Source organism: Streptomyces torulosus (genome assembly GCF_001419765.1).
Classification (GTDB): Bacteria; Actinomycetota; Actinomycetes; order Streptomycetales; family Streptomycetaceae; genus Streptomyces; species Streptomyces torulosus.
The window spans coordinates 1-10,650 of the sequence record NZ_LIRK01000709.1 but is presented as its reverse complement, the minus strand read 5'-3'; the positions used below and the strand labels follow the sequence as shown (position 1 = coordinate 10,650).

At 69.3% G+C, this 10,650-nt stretch carries 9 protein-coding genes, 1 tRNA gene and 2 pseudogenes; 6 read left to right on the top strand and 6 right to left on the bottom strand.

Annotated features, from left to right (window positions below; genetic code table 11):
* Window positions 1-41 precede the first annotated feature (41 nt).
* A complete protein-coding gene (locus AOK23_RS38145) occupies window positions 42-473 on the top strand; it encodes a DUF5994 family protein (protein ID WP_063791478.1) in 432 nt (143 codons plus the stop codon).
* A gap of 59 nt (window positions 474-532) precedes the next feature.
* On the opposite strand, the gene AOK23_RS38140 is transcribed toward AOK23_RS38145, so the two are convergent.
* The 3 genes from AOK23_RS38140 to AOK23_RS46160 all read right to left on the bottom strand — a co-directional run bounded on the left by AOK23_RS38140 (window position 533) and on the right by AOK23_RS46160 (window position 3,617).
* Window positions 533-1,726: a PP2C family protein-serine/threonine phosphatase gene (locus tag AOK23_RS38140; protein WP_055717053.1), complete on the bottom strand. Its 1,194-nt coding sequence runs from the start codon at window positions 1,724-1,726 to the stop codon at window positions 533-535.
* Between the two features lie 139 nt (window positions 1,727-1,865).
* Entirely contained in the window at window positions 1,866-2,318 is a 453-nt protein-coding gene (locus AOK23_RS38135) for a DUF5994 family protein (protein ID WP_055717057.1), read from the bottom strand.
* Between the two features lie 297 nt (window positions 2,319-2,615).
* Window positions 2,616-3,617, bottom strand: coding sequence for an STAS domain-containing protein (locus tag AOK23_RS46160; RefSeq protein WP_079049937.1), 1,002 nt, complete (start codon window positions 3,615-3,617; stop codon window positions 2,616-2,618).
* A 447-nt stretch (window positions 3,618-4,064) separates the two neighbouring features.
* Between AOK23_RS46160 and AOK23_RS38125 the strand changes: the two genes are divergently transcribed.
* From AOK23_RS38125 to AOK23_RS38115, 3 genes and pseudogenes are all read left to right on the top strand, one after another.
* A complete protein-coding gene (locus AOK23_RS38125; RefSeq protein WP_055717055.1) occupies window positions 4,065-4,337 on the top strand; it encodes a hypothetical protein in 273 nt (90 codons plus the stop codon).
* 86 nt (window positions 4,338-4,423) lie between these two features.
* Window positions 4,424-4,800 (top strand): annotated as a pseudogene (locus tag AOK23_RS52255) (tyrosine-type recombinase/integrase); the annotation flags it as partial.
* Window positions 4,801-4,917: 117 nt separating this feature from the next.
* On the top strand, window positions 4,918-5,184 hold the full coding sequence (locus AOK23_RS38115; RefSeq protein ID WP_055717051.1) for a DUF6959 family protein: 267 nt from the start codon (window positions 4,918-4,920) through the stop codon (window positions 5,182-5,184).
* A gap of 584 nt (window positions 5,185-5,768) precedes the next feature.
* Here the strand turns inward: AOK23_RS38115 and AOK23_RS38110 are convergent.
* Window positions 5,769-7,187: a non-reducing end alpha-L-arabinofuranosidase family hydrolase gene (locus AOK23_RS38110; protein WP_055717050.1), complete on the bottom strand. Its 1,419-nt coding sequence runs from the start codon at window positions 7,185-7,187 to the stop codon at window positions 5,769-5,771.
* A gap of 264 nt (window positions 7,188-7,451) precedes the next feature.
* On the opposite strand from AOK23_RS38110, the pseudogene AOK23_RS38105 reads away from it, so the two are divergent.
* Window positions 7,452-8,595: pseudogene (locus AOK23_RS38105) on the top strand (tyrosine-type recombinase/integrase); the annotation flags it as partial.
* An 81-nt stretch (window positions 8,596-8,676) separates the two neighbouring features.
* Here AOK23_RS38105 and AOK23_RS38100 read toward each other — a convergent pair.
* Both AOK23_RS38100 and AOK23_RS38095 read right to left on the bottom strand, forming a co-directional pair.
* On the bottom strand, window positions 8,677-9,183 hold the full coding sequence (locus AOK23_RS38100) for a hypothetical protein (protein WP_055717049.1): 507 nt from the start codon (window positions 9,181-9,183) through the stop codon (window positions 8,677-8,679).
* An 85-nt stretch (window positions 9,184-9,268) separates the two neighbouring features.
* Window positions 9,269-9,344, bottom strand: a tRNA-Arg gene (locus AOK23_RS38095).
* A 235-nt stretch (window positions 9,345-9,579) separates the two neighbouring features.
* On the opposite strand from AOK23_RS38095, the gene AOK23_RS38090 reads away from it, so the two are divergent.
* A partial coding sequence (locus AOK23_RS38090; protein WP_055717054.1) for an ABC transporter ATP-binding protein occupies window positions 9,580-10,650 on the top strand: 1,071 nt, incomplete at its 3' end.

The window sequence follows — 10,650 nt, the reverse complement described above, 5'->3', positions numbered from 1 at the left end:
CCTCACCCCCTTCACCCCCTTCACCCCCTGCTTCCCGGCATCTGCCGAGTGGCGTCCACGCCGCCGTGCGGCCGGGGTGCGCACTGCTCCGGCTGGAAACGACGGAGTCGCGTGAAGGCGTCCTGGACGGTGCCTGGTGGCCGCGGTCGCGCGACATCGGTGCCGAGCTGCCCGCGCTGGTGAGCGCCCTCATCGCACACCTCGGCCCCGTGACGCGTGTCGGGCTGGACTCCGCCGCCTGGGAAGGGCTCCCGACGCGGATCGTCGTCGACGACCGGGTGGTGCACATCGACTCCTTCCCGGTGGGCGATGACACCGTCCTGATCACCCGCGGCGACCAGGACGTGTTCTCACTGCTGGTGGTCCCCCCGCACGCGACACCGGAGGCCGCGCATGCCGCGATGGCCCAGGCCGTCCGGGCCGACAACATCAGCCAGGCGGAACAGATCCTCATCGACACCAGAAGCGAGTGAAGGCCGTCCGACGGACGAGCCGTCGCTCGACCGAGGCGGACGGGTGACAGCGATGAAGATCATCCACGCCACTCCACCATGAGCAGCGTCGCGTCATCCGTGGTGTGTCCGCCCCGCGCCCGCTTCAGCGTGTGGGACAGAGAACGCGTCACCGCCCGAACCCCGCGGCCGGTTCTCTCCAACTGGTTCACACAGGAGATCAGCTGGCCCTCCCCGAACTCCTCCCTGCCTGTCTTGTGCTCCTCGACCAGTCCGTCGGTGAAGCAGAGCACGCGGTCCCCCCGCTCCAGTCCCAGTTCGCTGATCCGTGGCTCCGCACCGCCCAGGCCGACAGGGAGGGTCGTCGGGGCGGTCAGGCGGCCCGCGACGCGATGGTCGCGGACGAGGATCGGCGGCGGATGCCCCGCGTTGACCCACTGGACCCGCCCTGTCGTCGTGTCCAGCTGCATCATCTGCGCGGTGACGAAATGCTCGGGACCGAACTGCTCCGCCACCGCGCGGTCCATGAAGTCGTAGATCTCCGACAGCCCGATGCCGGCGCGGCGGGCATGGCGGTAGGAGCCGATCGCCACGGTGGCCATCGTGGCCGCGTCCAGACCGTGCCCCATCGCGTCGATCATGACCACGTGGAGGACGTCTCCGTTGAGCGCGTAGTCGAAACTGTCACCCGCCACGTCGTAGGCGGGCTCCAGGATCCCGGCCACGGCGACCCTGGGCATGATCATCGCCAGCGGTGGCAGCAGGGACCACTGGATCTCCGCAGCGACGCTCATCGGCTCATCACGTCGGGTGGCGAAGAACAGGTCGGAGTAGCCGTGCTTGGTCACCAGCAGGTCGGCCACCAGGCCGGAGATCCTGTGCAGCAGGCGGCGGTCGTGCTCGTCGACGCTGTCCAGCGTCACCGCCATGACCCCCACCTGGTCACCGCCGTCCAGCAGCGGCAGGTGGACCCGTACGCCGTCGTCGTCGGACACCTCGACGCGGATCGCGTCGAGAAAGCAGCGCCCCGCGTCGGAGTCGTCGATCGGCTGGGGCTCCCCGTCCGCGAGGCCCTCGCCGGGCAGGGGTACGAGCATCAGCTGGCCGTAGTCCTGCAGCAGCACCTGCGGAAGGCGGGCCCCCAGTCGCTCCGCCACGTCGGCGACCACGGGCCCGATGAGATGGGGAGGAAGCTCGTGCGCGCGGTCGAGAACCGCTCCCAGCAGCGCTTCCCCGAAGCTCTCGGAGTGGTCCGCACGTCGTCCCGGCATCATCCGCTCACCCGCCATGCTTGGCGCGCATCGGTCGCGGCGGTGTGGGACGACGAAGAGATCGCTCGTGCCATGGCTCCACCGGGGGATTCGAAGACCGGACCGGACGGCCGGTCACCTGGGCTCGACCGCGTCGGGCCCCTCACCTGAGTCCGGGGCCTCCTTCCGACTCCCATGTGGCTTCTCCCTCGAGGCCGCTCTCGGCGACTGCCAGAATGCGCGGGGCCGACAACGGGTTCTCGGGGTCGGCGGCGGCGGTCAGCAGCCGGGTGGCTGCTCCGACCGGCTCGTCGGGTGGGATGACCAGCAGTTCCCAGCGTCCCGTGGTGCTGCAGTCCAGGGTGATGGCATGCGCTTCGGCGGCCGCGTCGCTCCGGACCACCTCGATCACATGCCCGGGCGCCATCACCTTCTGCGGAGCATCGGGCCAGGACGCGGGGTCCACGGTGACCCGGGTGACGGTGCCGACAGCCGGGTCCAATGAGCCGACCAGCGCGGGCAACTCCAGTTCCAGCGCGTCACAGCGCGGCCACCACGCTCCGTCCAGCGGGCCGTGGCTGACGCCCGGCGTGAGACTCAGACGGGGCAAGGGCATTCGGTAGGTGTGCGCGTCACCTGGTGGTGCGCCTTCGGCGGGCTTGGTGATGGCGTCCATCGTGCGATCCCGTCCCAGGCGGCCTTCGGCTGCCCGCGTCTGACACTCGCGGGGAACGGCCTCGCCGTGGTCGTACGGCCGAAAAGCTCTCGGTAACTGCCAGCGTACCCCCGGCCGTGGTCGACGGCGCGGGCGCGACCACCGCGCGCAGCGCGCCCCCGTACCGCGGACGACGGGTGGCAAGAGCACCGCGGCTGGTACGGCCCGCCGGTTCATCGACCACGACAGTCCCCCTGATCACCGGCCCGCGAGGGAGGGGCTCTCCAGGGGCAGGATCAACAAGCAGGGGGCGACCGGGCCGGGCAGCCCGACGAGCTCTCCCATGTTCTGCCAGCCCCAGCGCACGAACGCGGCATGCCCGGCCTGGTCGGCCGGATGGAGCAGGGCGACTCCGAGGGCGGTGTGCCGGTCGGCGAGCAGGCGCTGCTGCAGTCGGCGGGCGATGTCGTGGCGCTGAGCGTGCGGATGGGCGACGACCTGCGTGAGGACGACGAACCGAGCGCAGGCGGTGAGCCGTTGAATGCTCTCCTGCAGCAACCGGTCGAACCCTCGCCGGCCGGAGCCGTCCGGGCCCAGCGGAAAGCCATAGGCACAGCCCACGAGCACCGTCGTCTCGGCGACCAGCAGCGCGAAGCCGGGCCGCCTGGCACTGAAGGCGAGGTGGCGCAGGAACTCTCCCCGGTCGTGGAACGGCGCACCGGGAGTGTTCGCGACGGACGCCATGGCCAGGTCCGCGATGTCCTGCTCCACTCCTTCGGTCTGCCAACGGGTCAGCCGACGCAGGCGGATTCCGTCCTTGAGGACCGGTGCGCGAGCGGTGTCCTCCGGCGTCCGCGTCCGCCCCCGCGTCCCGTCGGCCGACGGACCCGAGGAGGGCGCTTCCCAGAGGCCGCGGGGCAGCGCGGGCGGCACGGGATCCGTGGGGGCCGCGAGGAGCCGGAGGGCGGAGCCGGTGACAGCGAGGAGCCGGGTGATCTGCGCGCACGGATGGTGCAACCGCAGAGAAGTGTGCACCCGGCCGGCGCGCCGTGCCATCGACAGGAAGACGTCCAGGCCCCTGGCGTCGCAGGAGCCGACCGTGGTCAGGTCGACGTCGATGGCGGTGACGCCGTCGCGCAGACACTGCTCCAGCGCGGCCCGCAGCAGCGGTGCCGTGGCCGGTCCGATCGCACCGTCGAGCGTGACGAGTGCCCCCTCCCCTCGGTTCCGCCGGTGGATGTCCAGCCGGGAAAGGCCCATCACGCCTCCCCTCGGCAGAAGAGCCGGCCGGTGCGGGTAGGTGATACGCGGGCGGTCCTGACGAGCGTGCCTGGAGTTGCTGCGATCGCGGCGGACATGATGCCGACCCGTCTCCGTGCCGACCGCTGGGGTGGCTCGGGGTGTCCTCTCTCGCCGAGGACGACCCGGCGTGGCGGCCGGAGTGCGTGATGCCCTCGGTACTTCCCACCGTACGTCGCCGAGGCCGGGAGCGGCCGCGGCGAGGGTGTCCAGGAGTACGGTGGAGGGAGTCGAGGGTACTTCGTACTCCGGTGGCAGGACTGGTCTCATCCTCGGCGCGCGGCGCGGTAGGGCCGCGCGACACGACACGAGCCGTTCCACGGCCCGGGGCAGGTGCCGATCATGACCACCGAATCCCTGCAGTCGCACTCACCCTTGACTCACATCTCTTTGACCGACACCTCACCCTTGACCGACACCTTCCCGGACGACGCTCCCGCCGAGGGCACGGTCGAGGTGCGCATCGTCTCCATGGACGCCGAAGCGGCCCGGCACGTCGCGGACGCTCTCCGGCTGCTGTTCGCCGGGTGCGAGCAGCGCAGCTATCCGGCGTTCACCTCGGGGCGAGGGACGCGTCTGCACCTCACGCTCGACCCCGCGCGGGGCGCCGGCCCACTCCGCTCCTGGCTGGCCGCCAGCAGACCGCCGGTCGACCGGACGCATCCGGGCGAGACCGCGTGACGCGTGTGCACGCCGGGCTGTGGTCGGCGTCCGAGGTGGACCGGGAAGGCGTCGGCGGCGCCCTCCACCGCCCGCAGGATCCCAGAGCTTTCACCACGCTGCGGTTTGGGAAGCTGGCGGCCTTACGGCGTCGGAAATCCGACTTGGAAGGTCTGACCGTCACTGTTGGCCTCGCTCAGGCTGAGTTGCAGAGCGGTCGCCTCTTCGACAAGGCACCGAAGTCTGCGGCCGGGGTGCGTACCGTCTCCTTCCCGGCCGAACTGGTCGACGCCGTCACGCACCACCTGGAGCACTTCGCCGGCCCCGGCCGTGACGGGCACGTCTTCGTCGGGCCCCGGGTGGGACAGCTGCGGCGGAGCAACTCCCGGGACGTCTGGGGAAGTCCCGGACGGCTGCGGGCGTCACGGCCGAGCCGCACTTCCATGATCTGCGGCACACGGGCAACTCGCTGGCCTCGACGGCAGTCCGTCGGCCGCGCTGGAGCTTTGACGCTCTCGTGCGCCCTGTGCCTTCGGCCACTCAAGTCTGCCTCTGTGCACTGTCGTTGATGTCAGCTGGTGATGTCAGGTTGGATGGCCCGATGGAGCGTATTGAGGCTGAGCTGTTCACGGATGGTGGCAACGACGCCGTGGTTCGCTTGCCCGGCAGACGGTTCCCCGGGGTTCTGGTGCAGGGCGACTCTCTTCACATCCTCCGCAGCGACGTGGCCGACGTGGTGGAGGCATGCGAGCGAGGCGACGGGGATGAAGCTCGCGACTCCGCCGGCCTTCTTCTGGCGAACCTGGATGCTCTGCTGGCGCGGTACGAGGCAGCGTTGAGCGAGCACGAGATTCCGCGGCCGTACTGAGCTGTCGGTCATCAGCTTGGGAAGCGACGACGATTGGACGGGCCGCGCCCCTGGCCTCGGAAGATCCCCCCGGCTCCCCGGCTGACCCCGCAGATCCGTCGACAGGGCGTGTCAACAGCGCCGGCATCCCTCGCCATCGCTCTTCCTGGCTGCAGGAGGTCGTCGAGGGCAAACCCGTCAGCGAGCTGGAGGACTGGTTGAACACCCCCTGGTCGAATGCGACATCCGTGTCAAGTTCCGTGTGGGCCCGGGCCGTTCGCTCATGGTCGGGGTGTGCTCGCGTGGTCGCAGCAGGAAGGCGACGGGTCGAGGAGGGCGACGGTGAGGGCGATGCGGAGCGGTGGCCCGGATGAAGCTTGCGGAATTCACGGCACACCACGGCCGGCAAGCGGATACCCGGTGGCGTCATGGTGCTTCGGTCCCTCCCTGAGGAAAGTCCCCAGAAGGGAGGAACCCCGGCCGACGCGCGGCTGGGGTTCCTCAAGGCGGTGGGTCGGTCAGCGGGTGGGTTCGCCCACGTCGTGGACAGCTCGTCTACGCGTCGGCGGGTAGACCCGCATCGCGAACACCGTGAAGCGGGCGGGTCAGCGCTGCAGGGTGAGCAGGGCCGGCCGGTACGGCAGCAACAGGTAGTCGGTGCCGTTCGATGCGGGGTTCCTGCCCTGGTAGAGGAACTGCAGGTTGCAGGGGTCGATGGTCTTGGTCTGGTCGGGGTTGTTGCGGACCAGGTCACCGTGGCTGATGTCGTTGGTCCACGTCGCGTTGGCGTTGGCCTTGCCCGCGAAGGGGTTGCTCTCGGTGCCGGCCTGCTCGGTCCACGTACCGGTCAGGCTGGTGGCGGTGAAGGAGCGGAAGTAGCGCCCGTTCGCGCCCTTCGCCTCGACGATCATGAGGTACTGGTTCTGGCCCTGGACCTTGTAGACCTCGGGGGCCTCGAACAGCCTGTCCTCGGTGTCGCTCATGACCGTCGTGTACGAGGAGCCGAAGCTGCTGGGGAAGTTCCCGAGCGGCATGGTCGACCTGAAGATGCTGCCCTTGTCGTTGGCGAAGAACAGGTGGATGTTCTGGCCGTCGGCGATCAGGGTCGGGTCGATCGGGCCGCCGACGGGGAGGCTGCCGGTGAACAGCTCCTTCGGCGCGGACCAGCTGTTGGGGTTGGTCGGGTCGGTGGACGTGCGGTAGGTGAAGGCCCAGCCGGTGTCCCACCCGTTCGCGGCCAGCACCCAGATGTTCTTGGGCGCGAAGTAGAACAGCGTGGGCGCAATGGGGGCCCCGCTCATTGCGGTCTGAGGGGCCGTCGCCATGTCCGACCAGTTGGTGAAGGGACGGAACCCCGTCGCGCGCCACCCGGATGCGCTCGAGGTGGTCGCGTAGACCAGGTTCTGGCCGTTGTACTTCACGGCGGTGAAGTCCTTCAACGAGGCCGCCCCGTTCGCCGGCTCCGCCAGCGGACCGGTCGAGGTCCACCGGTACGTCGACGGAAGGGCACACGTGTTCGGTGTCCCGGAGAGGCCGGTCCACTTCTGGTTGTTGCCGCCGTTGCAGTTCCAGAGCTGTACCGCCGTGCCGTTGGCCGTGGCGCCGCCCGAGACATCCAGGCACAGCCCGGACTGCACACCGACGATCGTGCCGTCGGCGTTCGCCCGCCACTGCTGGTTCGGACCGCCGTTGCAGGTGTAGATCTGCACCCGGGTCCCGGCCGTGGTGGAGTGGCCCGGGACATCCAGGCACTTGTTGCCGTACACGGTCAGCTGGTTGTTGTCCGTCAGCGTCCACTGCTGGTTGGTCCCGCCGGTGCAGTCCCAGATCTGCAGCTTGGTGCCGTCGGTCTGGCTGGCGCCCGGCACATCGAGACACCGGCCGGAACCGACGCCCCGCACGGCGCTGGTGGTGGCCGCCTGAGCGGGGCTGGCGAGGAGCGTCGCCGCCAGGGCGGCCAGGGTGGCAACGGTAGCGGCGAGCGCCGCAGACGGGTGTTTGCGGCTGAAACTACGTCTGTGCATGCGAACCTCGTCATCCTTTGAGCTGGCGGCTCCGGGTTGGTCCCGTCAGAGGCTGTCCGGAGGCCGACGGGGTGCGGCCCTCGCATGTTCGCTATATCGAACAAGGGTCGGAATGTCGATCGACTGGATCATAAGGTTCCGGTGAACTGCGTCAATATCTCTCACACGATTCGCGAGCGGAAATCGCAGATTGAACCAGGCGGCTTCGGGTTCCGTGGTTATGCGGGTCTCTTGGCGTCGTCCTGGTGCTCGACCTTCGGGGCGGTGCCGGTTCCTCCGCCGTCCGTCACCGACAGGGCGATCACGTGCCACGGCCGCTATCAGTGCGCCGTGTACGTGCTCCAGCCGGACGGTACCCGCGCCCGTAAGTTCGCCTACGGCAGGACCTGGCAGGAGTGCGACACCAAGCGCCGGGAACTGCTCGCCAAGGTCGACCAGGGCGCGCCCGTGCCGACCCCGCTCGGCCAAGCTCTCCGAGTGGCTGCCGTACTGGCTGGACAACGTGATCAAGCCTCGGCGGAAGCTCAGCACGTACGACAAGTACGAGTCGCACGTCCGGCTCTACCTGGTGCCGCTGCTCGGCTCCAAGCGGCTCGAATCCCTCGGCGTCGCCGACGTACGCCGCTTCCCCGTCCGCTTGGAGAAGGAGGCCACCGCAGCAACAGCCAAGGAGTCGCACCGAGTTCTGAGTTCCGCGCTGTCGTCCGCCTGTCGTGAGGAGCTGATCGCGCGCAACTTCCCCAAGCTGGTCGAGCCGCCCCGCGGACAACAAAGAGCTGAAGACCTGGGGCCTGGACGAGACGCTGGACTTCCTCGCCGCGTCCCGCAGAGACCCGCTCTACGCGGCCTTCGTGCTCGCCATCGCCACGGGCCTGCGCCGGGGAGAGATCATCGGTCTCCGCTGGTCCGACCTCGACCTCGACCTCGACCTCGACCTCGAAAATCGTGTCCTCTACGTCCGCCAGCAGACCCAGCGTCGTCGCGGCGTCCTGTACGACGACGACCCCAAGAGCCGCCGTCGTCGCGTCGTACCGCTGCCCGCGCTCTGCATCGCCCCGCTGCGCTGGCACCGGATGCGGCAGTCGGCCGCGCGCGTCAAGGCGGGGGAGCAGTGGCACGAGTCGGGGTACGTCTTCACCACCCGTACCGGTCGCCAGGTTGAGCCGCGGAACGTCTACCGCTCCTTCACCCGCGTCGCCGAGTCCGCCGGCCTCCGCGTCATCCGGCTCAATGACGCTCGGCACGGCACGGCGACCCTCCTAACGGCGGCCGGAGTCGCGCCCCGCGTCGTGATGGAGATCCTCGGACACTCGCAGTCAGCATCACCATGGACGTGTACACGCACGTCGTGCAGGACACCCAGCGCGAAACCATGAGCCACATGGACCGGCTTTTGAAGAGGCGTCCTGATTCGGGCCGACCGCCCCCGTTGCCTCCATACAAGACGCGAAGCCCCGGGGTCACGGCCGTCCTGGGGCTCCGTGACCATTCATGCGTCGGTTTCGGGCTCGCCGCGTGCAACAAGCGCACGGGCGGCGACAAGGACTTCCTCCTTGAGCTGCTCCAGCGGAGTGCTCCAAGCGGCGTTCCAGTCGTCCAGATGGACGGCGCACTCGACGATCGGCTGCAGGGCTTCGGGATAGCCGAGGTCTGATGCTGCTTCGACCCATATGAGGTCGGCACCGGTCGCCGGGTCCAAGGAGCCGTCGGCGATCTGAGCGGCCAACCAGTAGGCCAACGCCCACCTGGCAGCGATCGGGTCCGCGGGCGCCTCGACACCCAACCCCAGCTCGTCGACGACGTGGTCGAACAGCTCCCGTGCCTCATGCTCCTCACGACGGCCTAGGCCGGCCAGGAGGGCAAGCGAAGGGGAATCGACGTCGGCCAGGAGAGCGTCAAGGCCAGCTTGGATCAGGCGGTCCGAGCCGACGTGACGTCCGAGTGCCTGAGCCCTTGCAAGCTGTTTCAACCGGTAGAGGGCCTCATCTCTCGTCATGCCGGATGCGCTCCGTCTCGTCCCCGTTGATGTCAAAAGTGGATGTCAAAGGCCCCGGACCATGATTGGTCCGGGGCCTTTGCGCTGGTGCCCCCGGCAGGATTCGAACCTGCGACACCCGCTTTAGGAGAGCGGTGCTCTATCCCCTGAGCTACGAAGGCGGGGTGGCGTGGTGTGGTGCTTCGCCGCGGCCAGTGTAGCGGGTGGTGGTGGGGCGGTCGGATCTGTTTGAGGTTGGTAATTCGGTTCTCGCTGTCGGGGGGAGGGGCCTAGCATCGGCGCCGTTGTGTCGGACGGTGTTCGGGATTTCGGATGGGCGTCCGGGTGGTTGGTCGGAGCGCGGTGCTGCCCGGCGGGTACGGCCCGTGCGGCAGGGCGCCGAGCAGAACGGATGTGATGCCATTGAACGCGGTGATCGAGGCGCGCGGGTTGTCCAAGGTGTTCCATACGACCGTGCGCCGGCCCGGGTTCGGCGGGGCGCTCAGGTCGCTCGTCAGCCCGGAGCGCGTGGCCAAGGTCGCGGTGCGGGACGTCGACTTCCGTGTGGGGAGAGGGGAGTTGCTCGCACTCCTCGGGCCCAACGGGGCCGGGAAGTCCACCACGATCAAGATGCTCACCGGCATTCTCACCCCCACCTCCGGCGAGGCGCTCGTCGCCGGCGTCGTGCCGCACCGGGACCGGGAGCGCAACGCCCACAACATCGGCGCCGTCTTCGGGCAGCGAACCCAGCTGTGGTGGGACCTGCCCGCCCGGGAGTCGTTCGCGATCCTCCGCGACATCTACGGCGTTCCCGAGGACCGGTACCGGGAGCGCATCGACGAGTTCGACGGGCTGCTCGAACTCTCCGAGTTCTGGGACACCCGCGTCCGGCATCTCTCCCTCGGGCAGCGCGTCCGGTGCGATCTCGCCGCCTCGCTGCTGCACGACCCTCCCGTCGTCTTCCTCGACGAACCCACCATCGGCATGGACGTGGTCGTGAAGGAGCAGGTCCGGCGGTTCCTGCGGCACCAGGTCGAGGAGCGGGAGCGGACCGTACTGCTCACCACGCACGACATGACCGAGGTCGCCCGGCTCGCCGAGCGGGTCGTCCTCATCAACCACGGCCGCATCGTCCTCGACGGGCCGCTCCAGGAGATCCGGCGCCGCTTCGGCGGTACCTGGCAGATTCGCGCGACCCTCGCCGACCCCGCCGACGTCCAGGAGATCGAGCGCCAGGAGCAGCTCGTGAGGGGCGACGGCGCCGACGGTGGTCAGCGCGACCTCTCCTCCCTGCCCGGCTTCGCCGGCGTCGGAGTCCTGCGCCGCGAAGGGCCCCGCGTCGTGTTCGGGCCCGTCGGCGACGGCGCCCCCTCCGTGCACGAGGCCCTGAAGGTCGTCATCGGGCGCTTCCAGGTCACCGATCTCGCCCTGGAGGAGAACGACCTGGAGGACGTCATGCGCTCCGCCTACCTCAGCGATGTGCCAGGG